Consider the following 19,745-nt stretch of genomic DNA (forward strand, 5'->3'; position numbering starts at 1 on the left):
GAAATTGGGCACATGCATTTGGGACTAACAGAACCTGTCAATGGCCAAGTGGTCGTTGTCTTGCTGGCTGACATCGTTCAGTCTTCAAGGTGGTGGGGTTGGTTGCGCATAGTCCAGGGTTCCGCCGCTTTGCGCAGCGTCCCAGGCTTGCTGTTTGCCAAACTGCTGGGCAGTGGCCACGAAGGCGGCTTTGGTTTGAAGCCCAGTGCTTCGCGACAAGGCTTGTTTGCCTTGTTTGAATCCGCACAAACAGCCGATGATTTCGTGGCGCATGCCCAATGGGTTCAAAATTACCAGCAAAGATCAGCCGATTTTTGCTGCGCCAAACTCCAAACATGGTCGTGTCGCGGCACTTGGGATGGCTTTTCGCTGGGTGAAGTTGCATCGGAACCGATCCATGGGCCGGTGGCGGCCCTCACACGTGCTTCGATCAAGCTTGGCAAAGCTCCAGCTTTTTGGCGACATGCGCCCCCTTCTGAGCGTGCCTTGGAGGGGGTCCAAGGCTGTCAATTGGCCGTCGGCCTTGGCGAGGCGCCTTTGCTCCGGCAAGCGACTTTCACCATCTGGGACAGCGTGGCCGACATGAACGCCTATGCGCGCTCAGGCGCCCATTTGCAAGCCATTCAGGCGGCCGCACAACATGGTTATTTTGCCGAATCCATGTTTGCCCGGTTTATGCCTTTGCAGGTGAAGGGCCAGTGGCAAGGCAAGTCTTATGCTTAAAACCGTTCAAACCCCGCGTGTGGTGGTGGTGGGCGCCGGTATTGGGGGGCTGGTGAGTGCACTGGTTTTAGCCCACCACGGGCTGGATGTCACTTTGCTGGAAAGTGCCAGCACCCCCGGCGGGAAAATTCGTCAAGTGCAGGTCGACGGTGTCGGCGTTGATTCCGGCCCCACGGTGTTCACCATGCGTTGGGTGTTAGACCAAATGCTGCAAGAGTTGGGCACTTCACTGGAAGATATTTTGCAACTCGAGCCCATTGGTGTTTTGGCGCGCCATGCTTGGGATGGCAGCTCGCCCACACTCGATCTGTATGCCGACACGTCCCGCACGGCCGATGCCATCGCCCGGTTCAGCAGCCCCCAAGAGGCGAAACGCTTTTTGGGCTTTTGCGAACAAGCTCGAAATTTGTACAACACCCTGGAAAAACCCTACATCCGAAGTGAACGCCCCGATCTGCTCAGCATGGTGGGCGATTTGGGTTTGAAGGGCATGGCCACACTGACGGGCTTGGGCCCATTTGCCAGTTTGTGGCGCAGCTTGGGGCGGCACTTTCACGACCCGCGTTTGCAGCAGCTGTTTGGCCGCTACGCCACTTATTGTGGTTCTTCACCCTGGTCCGCACCCGCTACTTTGATGCTGGTGGCGCAAGTGGAGCTCGACGGCGTTTGGTCGGTCTCAGGCGGCATGCACCGGGTAGCGCAGGCGCTGGCTCAATTGGCTGAAAACCGGGGTGTGAAGCTGCGCTACAACAGCCACTGCGAGCGCATTGAGACGGACAGCGGCCGAGTGACTGGCGTGCAGCTGGCATCGGGTGAGCGGTTACCCGCCGATCAGGTGGTTTTCAATGGCGATGTTGCGGCGCTGTCCCAGGGTCTATTGGGTCAAGACTTGCGTGAGCGCTTTGCACCTGTGTCGCCAGCGCAGCGTTCTTTGTCGGCTTTCACCTTGTCCATGCATGCACAGACCCAAGGTTTCGACCTGGTGCGGCACAACGTGTTTTTCAATCAAGACTACCGCCGTGAATTTGACGATATTTTCAACAAACGCCATTTGCCCACGCAGGGAACAGTCTATGTCTGTGCACAAGACCGCAGTGACCAAGGTCTGGCCCAACCAGGCTTGGAAAGGCTGTTGTGCTTGGTCAATGCGCCAGCGGATGGTGATGCGCGCACATTCAATTCTTCGGAGGTTCAAGCATGCGAATCGAACAGTTTGGCGCTGATGCGCCGCTGTGGCTTGGAAATAACAGCCTCGCCCCAGCAGGTGGTGCGCACCTTGCCACAGGACTTTGCCCGCCTGTTTCCAGGCAGTGGGGGCGCGCTTTATGGCCAAGCGACACACGGTTGGATGTCGGCCTTCTCGCGCCCCAGTGCGCGCAGCAAAATACCGGGCTTGTATACAGCGGGGGGCAGCGTGCACCCGGGGCCGGGCGTACCCATGGCGGCCATGTCGGGGCGTTTGGCGGCCGCGACGCTGATGGCGGACCTCGGTTTGACCAAACCGTCGCGCCGGGTGGTTATCTCTGGTGGTACGTCGATGCGCTGAGCGATGATGGCCAACACGGCCTGACCATCATCGCTTTTGTGGGCAGTGTGTTTTCGCCTTACTACGCCTGGGCGCGCCGCCAAGGCGGAGGTGTGGCCGATCCCGAAAATTTCTGCGCCTTGAACGTTGCGCTGTACGGCAAAGGTGGCAAGCGCTGGACCATGACCGAGCGGGGGCGTCAACACGCATCGCGCAGTGCGCAGCAATTCAACATTGGGCCCAGCATCTTGCATTGGGATGGCCAAGCCCTGACGATAGACATTGACGAAATCAATGTCCCATGGCCCATGCGTGTGCGCGGTCGCGTGACGGTGCGCCCTGAGGGGCTTTGTCGTTTTGTCACGCCTTTGGACAACGCGGGTCGCCACCGTTGGGGCCCGATTGCCCCCTGTTCGCGCATCGAGGTGGACATGAGCAGCCCGGGCCTGAGTTGGCGAGGTCACGCCTACATGGACTCGAATGAAGGCGAAGAGCCGGTAGAAAATGGTTTCAAAGACTGGGATTGGGCGCGTGCAGAGATGGCCAATGGCGATACCAATGTCGTCTACGACGTCAGGCCTTTGACGGGGCCTGGGCGGGTGGTGGCTCAACGATTTTCACCGGATGGCAGCCACGTGGCCTTCGACGCGCCGCCGCGGCATGCTTTACCGTCCTCGGGCTGGCGCATTGCCCGCCACATGTCCGGCGAAGCGGGCCATCCACCAGAAATCATCAGCACCTTGGAAGACACGCCTTTTTATGTGCGCTCATTGCTGCGCACCCAATGGCAGTCTGAGCCAGTGACTGCAGTGCACGAGTCTTTGGACATTCCCCGGCTGGTTTCATGGCCGGTGCGGTTCATGTTGCCTTGGCGCATGCCCAGAAGGGCCTGAACGCCTCAGCTTTTTTGCAGGGCCCGCTGCAAAGTCCGCTCTCGCTCTCGTGGGCCAAAGCTGGAGGCCAAAGCCCCTTCAGCGGCCAGACCTTGCAAGTAAAGAGCCTCAATTTCAGGGGCTGCACGCAGCAATTGGCGCTCTGCAAAAGGCATGTGCAAGAGGGCCCGCAAGGCAAACAAAATGCGCATCCACCCGGGCAGCCACACCCTTCGCTCTCGCTTGGTCATGGCACGCACAATGACACGCGCTGCATCGGGTGCTGATGATTCGCTGTTCAACGGGCCTGGCATGGTGGCGCGCAAGCGAACAAAACCCGGGTGCAAGGCACCTTCTTTGACCAAGGGGGTGCTCACCCACCCGGCGTGCAAGACGCCCACACCGACGCGGTGCGCAGCCAGCTCAATGCGCCATGAATTGCCCATGGCTTCCACGGCCGATTTGCTGGCCGCATAGGCCGACATCACCGGTGGGTGGGCAAACGAAGACACGGAGGCATTGATCAACACATAGCCTTGCTGTTGCATCAGGGCCGGCAAGGCCGCTCGCACGGTGTTGAAAACACCAAAAACATTCACTTCAATACAGCGACGCCAAGCACTCGGGTCGACATGGGCCAAGGGCCCAAAAGCGGCCACGCCCGCGTTGGCAAAGACCACGTCGATTTGGCCATGCACCGACAGTGTTTGGGCCACCACCTCGTGCATGGCGTCAAGCCGTGTCACATCGGCCACGCAATACAAGGTGTTGGGACCACAGCGCAGCGCCATGTCGGCCAAGGGCTCTGCATCGCAATCCACCAAAACCGGTGTACCCCCTTGTGCCACCACCTCCAAGGCCGTGGCCGCACCAATGCCAGAGGCGGCGCCTGTGATCAACACCACGTGTTTGCTTTTGGCCCAAAAGGGCTGGAATGTGGGTTCCGTCGCGGTCATGCCAGGGACTGTTTCAAGCAGCTTTGGTGACCATCAGGTAAACAATGGGCAGCGGCAACAGGGTGGCAATGGCGCCCGAAATTTGCCAGATGCGTGACAGACGCCAATAGTCTTCGCCCAAGGTGGTGCTTTTGCGCAGCAAGGCGCGTTGTTTGAGTTGAATGGGCACCAAGACGCCGATCCAAATCAAGCCTGAAAAACTGAGCAAAGCATAGGACCATTGAATCCAAAGTTGATCGGCCTCACCGCCAAAAGAGTGGGCCATCAGATGACCTGTCCACACCACGCCCACGGCACCTGTGAAGGTGAACAAAGCGTCGGTGATGAGCACCAATCGGTTGCTGAAGCTGATGATGGTGTGGTTGCGCGTGCGTTCGGCCAACAAGGCCCAGATACCGCTGATGATCACATTGCCTAAAAACAAGCAGGCACACACCAGATGTAAAATTTTCAGATTAACCCCCATCTCTCCCTTTCTCATTGCCCGGAGGTTCCGAGCCCGGTTGAGCGGACTTGTTTGTAGCGGGGGAGGGCTCTGCACGAGCCTTTTTTTCGTTTTCCAGGCGTGTGATTTCCTTGGCTTTTTTCAAATCGCGCCATTGCCAGACGAAAAACAAAACGCCAGCGATCAGCAGCACCAGGACTTCAATGGCTTTCAGTGACACGGCCGTTCAGCGCTCCGCTTTTTCACGTTGCTCCAAGCGGGCGAACAAATCGACCACCCAAGCCACGCGCTCATCAAAGCTTCGAGACGGCACAGTCCAAGGTTTTTGGATGTCCAGTGAGTGTCGCTCGGCGCTTACGATGTCCACCAAATAATGAATGGCGGGAACGGGACTCAAAGGGACATCGGGCAACGCGGGTGCCTTGACCGCCACGGCGGTCGCTTTGGCGATCAGGGCCAATTTGCGTGCTGTTGAAACCACCGTGCGGTGGTTCACAGAATTGAGGCCTTCACGGTCCAATTGTTTGCCGATTTCGGCATAGACCAATCGCGCGGCCTGTATGGCTGGGCGGCAATCCCAGGGCAATTCAGCCAAACCAAATTCACCGCGGCGGTACAGGGCGTCTGCACGCAACAACAAGCGCTGGGTGAAACCTGCAATGCGTGAATCAAAAACTGGGTTGGCCAACCAAGCGTCTGCGTCCATGCCGATTTCGCGGAACCATGCTCGCGGAATGTACAAGCGCCCCATGCGCGCGTCGTCGCCGATGTCTCTGGCAATGTTGGTCAGTTGCATGGCCACGCCCAATTCACTGGCGCGTGCAATGGCGGTGTCTGTGCTCGCCCCCATGATGATGGACATCATGGCACCCACGGTGCCCGCGACTCTGGCGCCATAGGCTTCCACATCGGCCAGAGTTTCGTAACGGCGGCCTTGTGAGTCCCACAAGAAACCATCCAACAAGGCCTCCAGCAAGCCACAAGGAATACCGTAGCGATGAACGACCACCGTCAAAGCGCGGTCGGCGTCTACGGTGCCAGGACGTCCTGAATAGATGGCTGCCAAGCGCGACTTCAAATCGGCCATGGCCAAAACCGGGTCATCGCCATCGTCAATCGCGTCGTCGGCCAAGCGGCAAAAAGCATAGAGCGCAATCGCGGGTGGCCGCAAACGGGCTGGCAGCAACCTGGAGGCTGCAAAGAAAGATTTAGAACCCCCGCGCATCAGTTCTGTACAAGCCTCTAAGTCATAAGGCAAAGACACAGGCGTTGATTTCAAGCTGGGGTCAAACGAAAGATTTGACATCGGGAACCACCTGTTCAAGCATTTTTGCGGACATCAAGACACTGGGCACGCCTGCGCCGGGCTGGCTGCTGGCACCCACCATGAACAAACCTTCAACATCTTGGCATCTGTTGTGGGGCCGAAACCAGGCACTTTGAACCAAGATGGGCTCGAGACCAAAACCTGCCCCTTTGTAGGACCACAAACGGTCTTGGAAATCTTGCGGCGTGGTGACCTTGGACGACACCACGTGCTGCTTCAGATCGGGCAACACACTTTCTTGCAGTACGGTGGCAATGGCATCGCGGTACTGCTCAGTGATGGCAGGCCAATCGGTCTTACTGCTCAAGTTGGGGACCACCGACAGCACATAAAAACTGTCGCAGCCCTCAGGCGCCAAAGAGGGGTCGGTGGCCGTTGGACGGTACAAATACAAACTGAAATCTTTGGACAGCTTGTGGTTTTTGAAAATATCTTGCAGCAAGCCTTTGTAGCGAGGGCCTAACACCATCATGTGGTGGGGCACATCTTCGTACTTTCGATCCGTGCCGAAATACCAAACGAACAAGCCCGACGAATACTTGCCTTTGGCAATCCGTTTGTCGGTCCAATGTTTGCGGTGCTTTGGTTCGATGAGGTGACGGTAAGTCCAAGAGGCATCGCCATTGCTCACCACAATGTCGGCAGGCAAATACTCACCATTGGCCAACTCAACGCCTTGGGCTCGGCCGTCCTCTACTCGGATGCGTGAGACGGGCGCGTTGTAGCGAATGGGCACTTGGCGTTCATCGAGCAGCTTCACCAGTTCACGCACGATGGCGCCGGTGCCGCCCATGGCGGAGTGAACGCCCCAGCGGCGCTCCAAGGAATGGATGAGGGAATAGACGCAAGTGACGGAGTAAGGATTGCCGCCAATGAGCAAGGGGTGAAAGCTCATGACGATGCGCAATTTGGGGTGCTTGATGTGCTGGGCCACCAAGCTGTAAATCGAGCGCCAGGCTTGCATGCGGACCAAATTGGGCATGGCCTTGATCACATCGCCAATGGTTTCAAAGGGCACCATGCCCAGCTCGACAAAACCGAGCTGAAAACACTTCTCGGAAGCCACCATCAGGTTTTTAAACCCTTGAACATCTTCGGGGCTGAACTTGGCAATTTGCTCGAGCATCTCCTCGTCGTTGTTGCTGTAGTCAAAGTGCGTGCCATCGTCAAACCGGATGCGGTAGAACGGCGACATCAAGCGCAGATCGACGTGGTCTTTCAGCTCTCGTCCACAGAGTGTGAACAGCTCGGCAATCAGGTGCGGTAAGGTGATGATGGTGGGGCCCGCGTCAAAGGTAAAACCGTCTTGTTTGTGCACATAGGCGCGGCCACCCGGTGCATCGAGTTTTTCCAGCATTTGAACGCGGTAACCTTTGACGCTCAAACGGATGGCGGCAGCCAAGCCACCGAAACCGGTGCCGATCACGATGGCTGTCGGTGCACGATCTCCCAAATCTGACGCTGAGCCCGTGGGATGGTTTTGAAGACCACCACCGTCACCTGAGCCTGCGTTGAAATGGATGGATTTGTAGAGATTTGTCATTAAATTCCAAGTGGGCAGGCTAGACCGGTGGCACATGCGCCGCATAAGGCGCTGGAGTTTCAGTGCTCTGCTTGCGAATGGCCCAACGCCACAATGCCGTGGTGTCCATTGGCAGCACCAGCATCAGGTGTTCGAGAATGGCCAATGCCAACATGGTGCCCACCAAGACCGAGCCCACCACTTGCGCAGGTGTGGTCATGGGTTGATTTGCAAAGTCAACCAACCACCACAAGCAGGCGCTGGCTGAGACCACAGCGAAGGGAAAAAATGCGTTCATACGGCGGCGTTTAAAGAAACTTTCCAGATACGCCAAATGCGCAGGCAAGAATTCTTCACTCAGGTTACGCACACCGAAAAACAAATTCAGCTTGGCACTGGTGCGCATGGTCCATAAAACCAAATAAGTGCCGGTTCCCACTTGGTTAGGTGCATCCCAGGTGATCACCACAATGGCCAAACCCACCATGAGAATGGCCAATTCGTGCCAAACCACCGCATTGAAGGAGGCCGCAAACCGCGGCCAACCTGTTGTACTTTTTAAGAGGGCTGTTTTTTGTGGGCCGGTGATCCAGCCCGTGAGAAAACTTAACTCGTTCCAACCCCAAGCCAGCAAGGCGCAGGTGAAAGCGCAATAGGCACCCATGATGCCGGTTTGATGAGCGGTATGGGACAAACCCACCAAGGCGCCAATGCCAAGAGCAGAAGAGATGACCAAGCTCATGGTGACTGCAGTACGCGACATGCGATTCAAAAGGATCACAATGCCCGTGCTGAACCACCAGATAAAAATCGCAAACCCCAATGCCATCAAGGTGTCGGTCATCCTTGGCTTTCAGATTCAGTGGGCTGCAAAATCACCAGGCCGGTACCATGCGGATGTCTGCGGGCAGCGCATGGTGTTTGACTGGCAAAAAGTACAAACGAAGGAAGGTGAAACCGCCCGAAATGGCCCAACGCACGCGCTGGAGGTTGCCCACCCAACCACCTCTGGCTTTGGCCGCATCCATTTGGGTTTGCGCATGGAACAACTGGGACATGCAATCCCTGAAGACTGGGTTGTCGATGTCCAAGCTGACAGGAAATACTTGCTTGGTGATTTCATTGGTGATGCGGAACACTTCGTAATCGTAGGTGTCCGACTCCAAACCCATCTCGTGGTGAAGCATGGGGCGGGTGTGATCACGAACGTACATCGTGGCATAAACAGCCACCAAGAAAAAGCGGATCCAATACACGTTACCGCCCCGCAGCAAATGCGGGTTGGCGCGCATGATCAATGCAAACGATTCGCCATGTCGGAACTCGTCGTTGCACCAGCGCTCAAACCAACGGAAAATGGGATGAAAACGCTTGTCTGGATTTTTCTCCAATTGACGGTAAATGGTGATGTAACGGGCGTAGCCAATTTTTTCTGACAAATAAGTGGCGTAAAAAATGTATTTGGGTTTGAAGTAGGTGTAGGCCTTGGTGCGCTTCAAATTGCCCAAGTCAATTCCCAAGCCGAAGTCTTTCAAAGACTGGTTGATGAAACTGGCATGGCGAGACTCGTCTCGGGCCATGTAGCGCATCAATTGCTTGATGTCAGGGTTCTCCACATTTTTGAAGATCTCGTTGTACAAAATGCAACCCGAAAATTCGGAGGTGAGCGATGAAATCAAAAAGTCCAGAAACTCTTGGCGCATTTCTGGGCTGACTTGAGAGAATCTATCGGCCACTTCTTTGGCAAATTCTTCATCGCGTTGAAAGTGATCGTGGTTGTTGTCACCCTCATATTCCACCATCATTTTGTCCCACTCCGCTCGAACGGGGGCCATGTCCAGTTTGTCCATGGCAGCAAAGTCTGTGGTGTAAAAGCGTGGGCTGAGCATCGTGCTCTCGACGGCTTTTTGGGATGCTTTTTCAGCGCTGTCAATGGTGGAGTTGGTTTGCATAAACGAAGATTCCAGTTTTTTAAAACACAGCTGTGGCGGCGCTATTCAGGTTGCATGGCCAAGAACCGTGCAAATTCACCCGTATTGGTCGGGCCAAAAGACTCCAAGTCCACCCGCTGGCCTGTGCTCGGATCAAACAAAGTGACGCGGCCATCCACCCGGGCTATCAAATCAAAGGGCACTTCAGAACCAATGCCCCTGGAATACCTCTCGCGCGACAAGGCACGCAGAGTGCCTCGCACAAAGCCTTGCTCACCATGCAAAACCGCCAAGGTTTTCCCGGTTAAACCGTCTTCGACACGTACACCCCCATCATGTTGATCTTGGAAAACCAATGACCTTTGGACTGTGGGGGCTGCTGCTTTTTGGTCCGGACCGTTGCCGGTGATCCGAATCAGGCCGACAGAGATGAGCGAGAACGCGATGATGCCGGCCGCGCAATACAAAACCCACTGAGGAAAGTGATCCGGTGCGGCTTTGCGCGTCAAGGTGGATGCTTGCAATCCGCTCATGTCAAACTCACTTGAAGGTCATTTGAATTGGGTTTTCCGGTGTTGACGGAAGAAGTCGTGTTGACAGGCAGACCCGTGTTGTGTGTCCATGCCTCTCTCAATTTGACAGATACCTCTTGCACAGCGGGAACGGCGCGCAGGGTGGGCTCTGGTTTGTTCATTTTCCAGGGCCTCACACTGGGCCATAAATGAATCCACGCAATGCGGTCTGAACCTTTCAACGCCAAAGTGATGTCCCCAAAGCCGTTCTGCAGTGTCCGAATATCCGCTGATGCCACTTGTTTCAAAGGGATGTTGAACGAGACGGTGAACACGATGCCCAAACGCATGACCACCCGCTTGTTGGTCAAGGTGTAAACCGTCGTGCGAGAAGTCATGTAAGCCATCAGCCACACGGAACCCAAGCAGACGAGGGCCAGTGGCGCAATCCATTTGATGGACAGCAGCACGGCCATGACACCAGCGCCTTCTTCCAAAGCCGGCCATGCGCAGGCCACAATGAGCACCGCAAAATAGACGACCAGCTTTTTGATGTGAAAGGCCGAAGAGGCCAATGCTGCGATTGCTGGCGAGCCTTGCCAAACAATGAACTCATCAGAAGGCAACCTTTCAGGCAAGCCATATTGCGGTTCAAGCTCGTATTCATGACCAAGGTTTTCGATGGGCATTGGATTCCTCTTCAGCTTTTCATTCAACACGCATGGCCGTGAAGCCTTAAATCAGTGGCTCACTGCGTTTGGCGTCGGCATAAAAAGATCCGGCACCATAGTAAGCACTGATTTTTTCTTCTTCCAATTTGGTGACCTGGTCTGGATTTTGCAGGACAGGCACATCCGCAAAATGACGAGCATATACAGCATGCACCTCAACTTGATTTCTGCGAATTAGGGAAAACGTGATGGGCAGCAAAACAGTGCGACCACCCGCGATTTCGACTTCCAAATATCGGAACATCATTTCAGCGGAATCAATCCAAATGTCTTTGACGGTGCCACCTTGTTTGCCGTCGCCAGCCATGACGGGCAAGCCGCGTGGGTCGACGTCTTGCGCTGCGACGGTGTAATCGCTGGCGATCCGCAAAGGTTGAATCAGTGGCACGCCATGGGATGTTCGCTCAGGGACATCTTCGCGCATCGTGTAAGCGCCTGGGCCGACGGATGCGATCATGGCGTTTCCGGTGGGCTCGATGGGGGCGCCTGAACTGCGACTGGTTGCTACAGCGTTGTAAGCCGGCTCTTTGCGCGTGAGGTCGGGCACTGTGACAGTTTTGCCGCCTTCGAGTAAGAAAGTTTTGGGGGCTGGAATGGGGAACCCTTTGCCCACTGCGCGTCCGCCAGTGCTGGTCTCCAAGGGGTAACCCTCGCGGTGACCTTCTGCGACAAGATACCAAATCAGGCCAGCGAAAAATATCCAAAATACATAAAGCAGTATTTGGGCCAAATCGACATAACCAGTGATGTTGCCAACGGTTTGCATAACGTTTTCTCCTTTGAACAATTAAATGCGTGACTCGGTCAAACCGAGGGTTGGGGGGACAGCGATAGAAAAAGAAGTGTTGCGTTTGACCAAGGGGCCAATCGCAACCAAGGTGAGAAACAACAGAAGCATTTCAACGTGGTAAACCATGCTGTACGCCACCGAGGGGTCCGTCAAACCGTCGCCCAGAGCGCCTTGCGAGGAAAGTGTGTTCACGATGTCGCGCAATGCACCACCAAAGAACATGGCCAGGCCAGCGGCTGCGGCTTGCACAGCCCCCCAAGCTCCCAAGGCCAAGCCGATGAAATTGGATTCAATGCGCATGGCCGTGAACAAAGTGCCCACCGCAAACAAGCCACCACCAAAGCCAATCCCCATGGCACCAAACCTGAACAGCCAGCCTGCATCCAAGGGCGCTGAAAAAATCACGGCAGAAAATGCAGGTAAGCCTGCCAATGCCCCATAAGCGGCCAGACGCATCGGGTCGATGCCTTTGGCCAATTGGCGGCCAGCCACATAAAAACCGATCAACCCACCCGCAGACAGCATGGCTGTCAGTGCACTGGTGGCGCCCACACTCAATTTCAGAATTTCACCGCCATAAGGCTCCAGAACAATGTCCTGCATGTTGAATCCCATGGTGCCCAAAGCCGTAGCCCATAAAAACCGTTTGGCGTGAGGTAAAGCGATGAATTCGGCCCAAACTTCTCTGAATGGGCGGCGAATTTCGGTTTTCATGGCCTTGACACGCTCAGGATTGCGAGGCTCTTGCTTCCAAAGCGCGAGGCCGTTGAGCAGCAACACCACCAGCGCCGTGCCTTGTACGACCTGAACCAGAATTTCGGGTGTGAAGTCGGCCAGCAAGAAGCTGTAGACCAAACTGCCAAAGACGGCTCCCACCAAGAGCATCGTGTACATCATGGCCACGACGCGTGGTCGGGTCTCTTCGCTGGCTTGGTCGGTGGCCAAGGCCAGACCGGCGGTTTGGGAGGTTTGCAAGCCTGCACCCACCATCAAGAAGGCGATGGCAGCAGCGCCTTGACCTACCCAATCCGGCACAGGAACTTGCCCACCCCCGGACAAGACCAGCAATGCAAACGGCATGACCGCAAGCCCCAAAAATTGAATCATGGTGCCGCCCCACATGTAAGGCACTCGGCGCCAGCCAAAGGCGGAGATGTGGACATCGGATTGGTAGCCTGTGACCGCTCTGAAAGGCGCCACCAGCAGGGGAAGGGCCAACATCAAGGACACCAACCAAGCGGGGACGAACAATTCCACAATCATGACCCGATTCAGCGTGCCGATCATCAAGGCCGTGGTGATGCCCATGGTGAATTTGAACAGTGACAAACGCAACAAACGCGCCATCGGCAAGCCAGGGCTGGCCACATTCGCAAACGGCAGCCAATTTACCGGCATTTGCTTGGCAAACTTGGCAAACGGTTTGGCTCTCATGAACGGATCCACTCCATCGCTTTGGATTTGTAAAAACCACTGGATACTCTGTGCGCGCGGGCACAATGCCAGTCATTCAATGACTCGTGTGTCTTCATGAGATCGGCAATGCGTGTCTCAGCCATCGGCTCCAGCCATGGTGCACGGTCTCCCCTGGGGAGCAAACGACCTACAGAGATCATCAAGGCCAACATGGGTGTGCGGGGTGCAAAGGTAAACACAATGGACTGGCTGGTGCGCTCAGCCAACTGTGCCAGTGCATGGACAGCATCTTCGGTGTCATAGTGAATGATGGAATCCATCGCCACCACATGGTCAAAGTGCCCCAATCCTTTGTCGAGCATGTCGCCGCTTTGAAACTCAACCAAATGTGCGACATCCGCTGGAATTCTTTCACGCGCCAGTTCGACCAAGGTGGGGGACAAATCAATGGCCATCACTTCAGCGCCGAGACGGGCAGCCTCTACAGCCAAAGCACCTGTGCCACAGCCTGCATCCAAGATGCGTTTGCCCTTGAGGTCTTGACCTAACCATGACACCAAAGTCGACCTCATTTGATCGCGCCCTGCACGCACTGAGGCGCGAATGCGGCCCACCGGCGCATCGGAGGTCAATTTGGCCCACGCGGCAGCGGCTGTGCGATCGAAATAGTTTTCGATTTGGCCGCGGCGTTGTTCGTATGTGATGTCGCTCATGGTTCAAAGCCTCAATCGAAGCCCAACAGGTCAAAAATATCCCGGTCTTTCATGGGCACCGCAGAATAGGCTTCTCCGCCCAACCACATGTTCGCCGCCAGTCGCATGTATTCTTTTTGCACGGCCTCGAGTTCGGGCGAGTGCTCCATCTCAAACAGGGTGGATTTTTTCAAACGGCTGCGGCGAATCACATCCAGATCGGGGAAATGGGCGGCCAGCTTCAAACCGATGCGGTCGTTGTACTTGTCAATTTGATCGGTGGCCGCACTGCGGTTGGCAATGACACCCCCCAAACGCACGTTGTAATTTTTGGCTTTGGCACCAATGGCTTGCACAATGCGGTTCATCGCGAAGATCGAATCGAAATCATTGGCGGTCACGATCATTGCGCGATCGGCGTGTTGCAACGGTGCGGCAAAACCACCGCACACCACATCGCCCAACACGTCAAAAATCACCACATCGGTGTCTTCCAGCAGGTGATGCTCTTTGAGCAATTTCACCGTCTGACCGACCACATAACCGCCGCAGCCTGTGCCTGCGGGCGGGCCGCCGGCCTCTACACACATCACGCCGTTGTAACCCTCAAACACAAAGTCTTCCACGCGCAATTCTTCTGCGTGAAAGTCTACGGACTCCAGCACGTCGATCACGGTGGGCAACATTTTCTTGGTCAAGGTGAATGTGCTGTCGTGCTTGGGATCGCAACCGATTTGCAGCACCCTTTTGCCCATTTTGGAAAAGGCGGCCGACAAGTTAGACGATGTGGTGCTTTTGCCAATACCGCCCTTGCCATAAATGGCAAAGACTTTGGCGTTGCCAATTTTCACATCCGGGTCCAGCTGAACTTGTAAGCTGCCCTCTCCATCCAATTTTGGATTGCGTTTCACTGTGGGAAACGGTAAGGTTTCAACGTTCATGCGGGAACTCCTTCATATACACCTTCTAGGCGATCTTCCAATTCGTCACTGGCTTGGCGAAGTGCTTGCAAGGTTTCGGCATCGGGCTGCCAATAGTTGCGTTCAGACGCTTCGATCAAACGGTTGACCACGCGGGCAGAGGCCGTCGGATTCAGTTTGGCCAGGCGATCACGCATGGCGGGGTCCAGCATGAATGTCTCAGACAGTTGCTTGTAAACCCAGGGTTGTACTTGGCCAGTGGTGGCTGACCAACCCATCGTGTTGGTCACATGGGCCTCTATTTGTCTAACGCCTTCGTAGCCATGCTCCAACATGCCTTCAAACCACTTGGGGTTGAGCATGCGGGTGCGAATTTCTATAGACACTTGTTCTTTAAGTGAGCGCACAGCGGCATTGCCTTTGGTTTGATCGCCGATGTAGACGGGCGGTGTTTTGCCGCCTTTGGCCATCTTCACCGCTTGGGTGATACCGCCCAAGGTGTCAAAGTAGTTGTCCACGGTGGTGACGCCCAACTCGACAGAATCGAGGTTTTGGTAGGTCAGTTGCACATCGGCCAAAGCGGTTTGCAAAAGCGCTGTTTGCTGCACGGCACGACCTGTGCGGCCGTAGGCAAAGCCTTTGCGGCGCTTGTAAGTTTCAGCCAGTTCGCCTTCATCGTCCCAGCGGCTGCTTTCCACCAGGTTGTTGACATTGGAGCCGTAAGCGCCTTCGGCATTGCCGTAAACCCGCAAAGACGCAGTTTCCAAAGTGCAGCCATGCTCTTGCTGATAGGCCAGTGCATGCTTGCGGACCCAGTTCATTTCCAGCGGCTCGTCCGCAGATGCGGCCAGATAAGCAGCCTCTGCCAGCAGCCTGATCTGCAAAGGCATGAGGTCGCGGAAGATGCCTGACAGCGTCATGATCACGTCAATGCGAGGGCGTCCCAATTCCTCTAAGGGGATGAGCGTGGCACCTGCGATGCGGCCATAAGTGTCAAAGCGGGGCATGGCGCCCATCAAGGCCAAGGCCTGTGCAATGGGCGCGCCTTCGTTTTTCAGGTTGTCGCTGCCCCACAGCACCATGGCAATGGATTCTGGCAAAGGGTTGCCATCGGCACAGTAGCGGTCAATCAACAACTGGGCGTGTACTTTGCCATCCCGAACGGCCATGGCACTTGGAATTCTGAAAGGGTCAAATCCGTGGATGTTGCGGCCCGTTGGCAACACAGCCGGTGTGCGCAAAATATCCCCGCCCGGTGCAGGCCGAATGTAGCAAGCGTCCAAAGCGCGCAGCATGGCAGAAACTTCGGTATCCACAGCCAAATGCGCTTGAGGTTCCACCAACGCACGCAAAACATCCAAGCTGGGGTGGTTGCGTGTCAATCCGGCGGCCACTAAAGCACGCTCTGGTGAGTGTCCTGCCACCAAGGCCTCGACAGCTGCCCGCTCCAGTTGTATGCCATGGTTGGCGTCGGCCATGGCCAACAACATGTCAACCTGTTGTGCTGGGCTTGGCACACGACCGGCCACATGCAAACCATGTGGAATCAGCGTGTACTCCAGCTCCAGCACTTGTTCAGCCAAGTGCATCACTGTGATGTCCAATTCAGAACCCATGACGGCGGCGTCCCACGCAGGCTCTGCAGGCACCAAATCCAGTTCTGCAGCTTGCGCTTGGATGACCACGGCCAAATCAACACGCTCGGCATCCACACTGGCGATGGAGCGCCAACGCTCAAGCGATGACTTCAGTTCGTTCAAACCTTTGTACAAACCCGCTTGGGTTATGGGTGGTGTCAGGTAGCTGATCAAGGTGGCGCCAGATCGACGTTTGGCAATGGCACCTTCTGATGGGTTGTTGGAGGCATACAAATAGATGTTGGGCAAATCGTCAATCAAACGATCGGGCCAGCATGCGCCGCTCATGCCAGATTGCTTGCCCGGCATGAATTCCAGCGCACCATGGGTGCCAAAGTGGAGCACCGCATGGGCTTTGAAGTCTTCACGCAAATAGCGATAGAAAGCAGAGAAGGCATGCGTAGGTGTCAGACCTTTTTCAAACAACAAGCGCATCGGATCGCCTTCGTAGCCAAAGGACGGTTGCACGCTGATGAGCACATTGCCAAACTGTTTACCCAACACAAATATGGAACTGCCGTTGCTCAACTGACGGCCAGGTGCGGGGCCCCACTGCGCTTCAATCTCTTTGAGCCAGCGCTCACGCTTGATGTGTTCGTCAGCAGATATCAAAGCATGCACATTGGCATCTGCGCCGTGTTGAGCAGCGTTACCGTGAAGCAAGGCATCGCGCAAATCGTCCACACTTGCAGGGACATCGACTTGATAACCCTGCACCTTCATGGCGTTCAGGGTGTGCCACAAGGACTCAAAAACAGACAGAAAAGCAGCTGTGCCGATGTTGCCTGCATTGGGCGGAAAGTTGAACAGCACAATGGCCACGTTGCGGTCTTGCCGCTGGCTGCGTTTCAAGGCCACCAACTTGCTGACACGCGCCGCCAACATGATGGCGCGCTCTGGACACGAGTGCATGTCTTGCGCGTTGGTACTTTCACCAAAAGTACAAGCATGGTGACAGCCTGTGCAGGTCACGCCTGCTGCGCCTGGGCGTCCACCAAAAACGATGGGGCTGGTGGAGCCGTCCAGTTCTGGAATGGCCACCATGATGGTGCTCTCAACCGGCAACAAGCCACGGTCAGAGCCGCCCCATTGGTCAAGCGTCTGAAATTCAACGGGGTGCGCCGCCACGTAGGGCACATCCAATTTGGCCAATACCTCTTCTGCGGCTTTGGCATCGTTGTAAGCAGGGCCACCGACCAGCGAAAAACCACTGAGCGAGACCACGGCATCCACGCAGACTTGGCCGTTTTTGATGAAAAAAGCATCGATCGCTGGGCGGGAGTCCAAGCCGGCTGCAAAAGCCGGAATCACGCGCAAACCCTTGGCCTCCAAGGCAGCAATCACGCCATCGTAATGACCCGCATTGCCCGACAGTAAATAGGAACGCAACAACAAAATACCGACGGTGCCTTTGACAGGAATGCCTTGCGGTAAGGGCAAGGCATGGGGGTCTTCACTGAACCTGCCCGTCATGCGGGGGTGGTACACACCCACCTCGGGATAGTCCACAGGGGCTTGAACCTTGACCGAGCCTCGCAGTGATTTGCGAGGGCCATCGGCACCGCGGTCAATCAGGTGGCGCACCATGTTCAAGACATTGTCGTCCGAGCCACCCAACCAATACTGAAGGGTGATGAAGTACGAACGCACGTCTTGCGCTGTGCCTGGAATGAAGCGCAACAACTGGGGCAAGCGGCGCAGCATTTTCATTTGTGCAGCGCCACCTGCTGCGGGCTTGTCTTTGCTGCCGCCACGCAGTTTCTTCAACAAGGCCATGGGGCCGCTAGCGGGTTTACTCATGTCAAACTGACCAAAGCGTGTCAGTTGCGTGACTTCTGTGGCACTGGCCATGCAGACCATGGCATCGCAGTTCATGCGACGGGCGCGCAAATCGTCCAGGATGGGCAAAAAGTGGTCTTCAAGGAACAGCATGCCGCACAACACAATGTCGGCAGAGGCAATGTCGGCCTTGCATTTGGCGATGAGCGCATCGTTGCCAGCGTATTCAGAGGCCGCATGCAAATTCCAAGTCAGGCCTGGAAAGTCACGCTTCAATTGGTCATTGGCGCGGTTGAATGAACTCGCAAAGTGCGTGTCCATGGTCACCACCACCAATTTGATGGGTGTGGTGTCTCGCAGCAGCGGTTTACGACTGTGAGAAGTGAGCTTTAGATTCATAAAGTGTCTCCGTCGTGATCACCGAGATGCCGCGTTCGGTGGCGTATCTCTCGGTATTCCGCCGGGCCTTGCCTCGGACGAAAAATGGTATTTTTTTGAGCTCTTTCTCTGCGCCTGCATCCCAAACTGATACGGTGATGCTTTCTGAAGTGGTGGATGCATTGGTTTTTTGTGCCTGATCCAAGGGCATCGCTTTCGTTGTGTCTTGAAGGCTTTGCGCGTGAACGCCACCACCCAGGTGGGAGGGCGCAGCATCTTCATGGAACTCAGAGTCGCCACGAAACATCCCAATCAAGTGCTCTTCCAAGCCCATCATCAGTGGGTGGACCCAGGTGTCGAACAGCACGCTGGCGCCCTCAAAGCCCATTTGCGGTGAGTAGCGGGCAGGGTAATCTTGCACATGCACTGGCGCTGAAATGACCGCACACGGCACACCCAAGCGCTTGGCAATGTGGCGCTCCATTTGGGTGCCCAGCACCAACTCAGGATTCAATTGCGAAATGTGTGCTTCTATTTCCAAATAGTCGTCGCTGATCAATGGCTCTACACCGTAAATCTTTGCGGCGTCACGAACTTCCCGTGCAAACTCTCGGCTGTAAGTGCCAATGCCCACCACCGTGAAGCCCATTTCTTGCGCTGCCACTTTGGCGGCGGCCACGGCATGTGTGGCATCGCCAAACACAAACACCCGTTTGCCCGTCAAGTAGTTGGAATCGACCGAGCGGCTGTACCAGGCAGCTCGCGACACGGCCTTGGACAAGGTGACTTCTGGATCGAACCCGGCAAGTTCCGCCACTTCCCGAATAAAAGCACAGGTTGCGTTGTGCCCAATGGGAATGGTTTTGGTGAAGGGCTGTTGAAAAGTACGTTGCAGCCACTGCGCGCTCAATTGGGCAATTTCAGGGTAGAGAACCACATTGAAATCGGCATCGGCCAGGCGCGCGATATCGTCAGGCGTGGCCGTCAAAGGGGCCACCACATTGATCTCCACGCCCATGTCGGTCAGCAGCTTGCGTATCTCTGCCAAGTCATCGCGGTGCCTGAATCCCAAGGCGGTGGGGCCCAAGATGTTGCACCGTGGCTTGGCAGGTTCTGCCCTTTGTTCGGCGGATTTGGGAGCAGCCAGGTGACGAACCAGTTGGTAGAAAGTTTCTGAAGCGCCCCAATTTTCTTTGCGCTGATACGACGGCAACTCCAGTGCCACCACCGGTATCGGCAATTGCAGGGCTTTGCACAAACCGCCTGGGTCGTCTTGAATCAATTCGGCCGTGCAAGAGGCACCCACCAGCATGGCTTTGGGGGCGAATCTCTCAAACGCATCGCGCGCAGCGGTCTTGAACAATTCGGCGGTGTCGCCGCCCAAATCACGCGCTTGGAATGTGGTGTAAGTGACGGGCGGGCGTTTTTGCAAGCGCTCGATCATGGTGAACAGCAAATCGGCGTAAGTGTCACCTTGCGGTGCGTGCAACACGTAGTGCACGTCCTCCATCGCCGTGGCCACCCGCATCGCGCCCACATGTGGCGGTCCTTCGTAAGTCCAGAGTGTCAATTGCATGGTGTGGACTCCT

General features: G+C 55.8%; 18 protein-coding genes. 3 read left to right on the plus strand and 15 right to left on the minus strand.

The window, feature by feature from the left end; genetic code table 11:
• Nucleotides 1-12 precede the first annotated feature (12 nt).
• From Q0O99_RS01715 to Q0O99_RS01725, 3 genes are read left to right on the plus strand one after another with little or no spacing between them, the layout of a single operon-like run.
• On the plus strand, nucleotides 13-723 hold the full coding sequence (locus Q0O99_RS01715) for a spheroidene monooxygenase (protein ID WP_293747895.1): 711 nt from the start codon (nucleotides 13-15) through the stop codon (nucleotides 721-723).
• Nucleotides 716-2,269 (plus strand): 1-hydroxycarotenoid 3,4-desaturase CrtD, encoded by a 1,554-nt coding sequence (gene crtD / locus Q0O99_RS01720; RefSeq protein WP_293747897.1) that lies wholly within the window; start codon nucleotides 716-718, stop codon nucleotides 2,267-2,269. Before Q0O99_RS01715 ends, crtD begins: the two co-directional genes overlap by 8 nt.
• 38 nt (nucleotides 2,270-2,307) lie before the next feature.
• Nucleotides 2,308-3,141, plus strand: coding sequence for a carotenoid 1,2-hydratase (locus Q0O99_RS01725; protein WP_293747899.1), 834 nt, complete (start codon nucleotides 2,308-2,310; stop codon nucleotides 3,139-3,141).
• A gap of 5 nt (nucleotides 3,142-3,146) precedes the next feature.
• Here Q0O99_RS01725 and Q0O99_RS01730 read toward each other — a convergent pair whose 3' ends face one another.
• The 15 genes from Q0O99_RS01730 to bchB are packed head-to-tail and all read right to left on the minus strand — an operon-like array spanning nucleotide 3,147 to nucleotide 19,732.
• Nucleotides 3,147-4,076 carry an SDR family NAD(P)-dependent oxidoreductase gene (locus Q0O99_RS01730; protein ID WP_293747901.1) on the minus strand — a complete coding sequence of 310 codons (930 nt, stop codon included), beginning with the start codon at nucleotides 4,074-4,076 and terminating at the stop codon, nucleotides 3,147-3,149.
• 13 nt (nucleotides 4,077-4,089) lie between these two features.
• Nucleotides 4,090-4,542: a DUF2269 domain-containing protein gene (locus Q0O99_RS01735; protein WP_293747903.1), complete on the minus strand. Its 453-nt coding sequence runs from the start codon at nucleotides 4,540-4,542 to the stop codon at nucleotides 4,090-4,092.
• Nucleotides 4,532-4,741, minus strand: a complete 210-nt coding sequence (locus Q0O99_RS01740; protein WP_293747905.1) for a hypothetical protein — start codon at nucleotides 4,739-4,741, stop codon at nucleotides 4,532-4,534. Before Q0O99_RS01740 ends, Q0O99_RS01735 begins: the two co-directional genes overlap by 11 nt.
• A gap of 6 nt (nucleotides 4,742-4,747) precedes the next feature.
• On the minus strand, nucleotides 4,748-5,800 hold the full coding sequence (locus Q0O99_RS01745; protein WP_293747907.1) for a phytoene/squalene synthase family protein: 1,053 nt from the start codon (nucleotides 5,798-5,800) through the stop codon (nucleotides 4,748-4,750).
• Nucleotides 5,801-5,807: 7 nt separating this feature from the next.
• Nucleotides 5,808-7,391, minus strand: a complete 1,584-nt coding sequence (locus tag Q0O99_RS01750) for a phytoene desaturase (protein ID WP_293747909.1) — start codon at nucleotides 7,389-7,391, stop codon at nucleotides 5,808-5,810.
• A 19-nt stretch (nucleotides 7,392-7,410) separates the two neighbouring features.
• Nucleotides 7,411-8,214, minus strand: coding sequence for a putative photosynthetic complex assembly protein PuhE (puhE, locus tag Q0O99_RS01755; protein ID WP_293747911.1), 804 nt, complete (start codon nucleotides 8,212-8,214; stop codon nucleotides 7,411-7,413).
• 31 nt (nucleotides 8,215-8,245) lie between these two features.
• Nucleotides 8,246-9,322 carry a magnesium-protoporphyrin IX monomethyl ester (oxidative) cyclase gene (gene acsF / locus Q0O99_RS01760; RefSeq protein ID WP_293747913.1) on the minus strand — a complete coding sequence of 359 codons (1,077 nt, stop codon included), beginning with the start codon at nucleotides 9,320-9,322 and terminating at the stop codon, nucleotides 8,246-8,248.
• A gap of 41 nt (nucleotides 9,323-9,363) precedes the next feature.
• Nucleotides 9,364-9,834: a photosynthetic complex assembly protein PuhC gene (gene puhC, locus Q0O99_RS01765; protein WP_293747915.1), complete on the minus strand. Its 471-nt coding sequence runs from the start codon at nucleotides 9,832-9,834 to the stop codon at nucleotides 9,364-9,366.
• Nucleotides 9,831-10,502, minus strand: a complete 672-nt coding sequence (gene puhB, locus Q0O99_RS01770) for a photosynthetic complex putative assembly protein PuhB (protein WP_293747917.1) — start codon at nucleotides 10,500-10,502, stop codon at nucleotides 9,831-9,833. Before puhB ends, puhC begins: the two co-directional genes overlap by 4 nt.
• A gap of 46 nt (nucleotides 10,503-10,548) precedes the next feature.
• Nucleotides 10,549-11,310 carry a photosynthetic reaction center subunit H gene (puhA, locus tag Q0O99_RS01775; protein ID WP_293747919.1) on the minus strand — a complete coding sequence of 254 codons (762 nt, stop codon included), beginning with the start codon at nucleotides 11,308-11,310 and terminating at the stop codon, nucleotides 10,549-10,551.
• Between the two features lie 21 nt (nucleotides 11,311-11,331).
• Nucleotides 11,332-12,768: a BCD family MFS transporter gene (locus tag Q0O99_RS01780; RefSeq protein WP_293747921.1), complete on the minus strand. Its 1,437-nt coding sequence runs from the start codon at nucleotides 12,766-12,768 to the stop codon at nucleotides 11,332-11,334.
• Complete coding sequence (bchM, locus tag Q0O99_RS01785) at nucleotides 12,765-13,463, minus strand: magnesium protoporphyrin IX methyltransferase (RefSeq protein ID WP_293747923.1); 699 nt, start codon at nucleotides 13,461-13,463, stop codon at nucleotides 12,765-12,767. The genes Q0O99_RS01780 and bchM overlap by 4 nt, the downstream gene beginning before the upstream one ends.
• An 11-nt stretch (nucleotides 13,464-13,474) precedes the next feature.
• Nucleotides 13,475-14,383 carry a ferredoxin:protochlorophyllide reductase (ATP-dependent) iron-sulfur ATP-binding protein gene (gene bchL / locus Q0O99_RS01790; RefSeq protein WP_293747925.1) on the minus strand — a complete coding sequence of 303 codons (909 nt, stop codon included), beginning with the start codon at nucleotides 14,381-14,383 and terminating at the stop codon, nucleotides 13,475-13,477.
• Nucleotides 14,380-18,177, minus strand: a complete 3,798-nt coding sequence (locus Q0O99_RS01795) for a magnesium chelatase subunit H (protein ID WP_293747927.1) — start codon at nucleotides 18,175-18,177, stop codon at nucleotides 14,380-14,382. The genes bchL and Q0O99_RS01795 overlap by 4 nt, the downstream gene beginning before the upstream one ends.
• A complete protein-coding gene (bchB, locus tag Q0O99_RS01800; RefSeq protein ID WP_293747929.1) occupies nucleotides 18,146-19,732 on the minus strand; it encodes a ferredoxin:protochlorophyllide reductase (ATP-dependent) subunit B in 1,587 nt (528 codons plus the stop codon). The genes Q0O99_RS01795 and bchB overlap by 32 nt, the downstream gene beginning before the upstream one ends.
• Nucleotides 19,733-19,745: the final 13 nt, after the last annotated feature.

The organism is Limnohabitans sp. Rim8 (assembly GCF_945901735.1).
Classification (GTDB): domain Bacteria; phylum Pseudomonadota; class Gammaproteobacteria; order Burkholderiales; family Burkholderiaceae_C; genus Limnohabitans_A.

Coding starts and splice junctions, on each gene's coding strand:
- bchB (WP_293747929.1), bottom strand. CDS start 19,732: ATGCAATTGACACTCTGGACTTACGAAGGACCGCCACATGTGGGCGCG.
- Q0O99_RS01730 (WP_293747901.1), bottom strand. CDS start 4,076: ATGACCGCGACGGAACCCACATTCCAGCCCTTTTGGGCCAAAAGCAAA.
- bchL (WP_293747925.1), bottom strand. CDS start 14,383: ATGAACGTTGAAACCTTACCGTTTCCCACAGTGAAACGCAATCCAAAA.
- acsF (WP_293747913.1), bottom strand. CDS start 9,322: ATGCAAACCAACTCCACCATTGACAGCGCTGAAAAAGCATCCCAAAAA.
- puhB (WP_293747917.1), bottom strand. CDS start 10,502: ATGCCCATCGAAAACCTTGGTCATGAATACGAGCTTGAACCGCAATAT.
- Q0O99_RS01750 (WP_293747909.1), bottom strand. CDS start 7,391: ATGACAAATCTCTACAAATCCATCCATTTCAACGCAGGCTCAGGTGAC.
- Q0O99_RS01780 (WP_293747921.1), bottom strand. CDS start 12,768: ATGAGAGCCAAACCGTTTGCCAAGTTTGCCAAGCAAATGCCGGTAAAT.
- Q0O99_RS01795 (WP_293747927.1), bottom strand. CDS start 18,177: ATGAATCTAAAGCTCACTTCTCACAGTCGTAAACCGCTGCTGCGAGAC.
- puhC (WP_293747915.1), bottom strand. CDS start 9,834: ATGAGCGGATTGCAAGCATCCACCTTGACGCGCAAAGCCGCACCGGAT.
- Q0O99_RS01735 (WP_293747903.1), bottom strand. CDS start 4,542: ATGGGGGTTAATCTGAAAATTTTACATCTGGTGTGTGCCTGCTTGTTT.
- bchM (WP_293747923.1), bottom strand. CDS start 13,463: ATGAGCGACATCACATACGAACAACGCCGCGGCCAAATCGAAAACTAT.
- puhE (WP_293747911.1), bottom strand. CDS start 8,214: ATGACCGACACCTTGATGGCATTGGGGTTTGCGATTTTTATCTGGTGG.
- puhA (WP_293747919.1), bottom strand. CDS start 11,310: ATGCAAACCGTTGGCAACATCACTGGTTATGTCGATTTGGCCCAAATA.
- Q0O99_RS01715 (WP_293747895.1), top strand. CDS start 13: ATGCATTTGGGACTAACAGAACCTGTCAATGGCCAAGTGGTCGTTGTC.
- crtD (WP_293747897.1), top strand. CDS start 716: ATGCTTAAAACCGTTCAAACCCCGCGTGTGGTGGTGGTGGGCGCCGGT.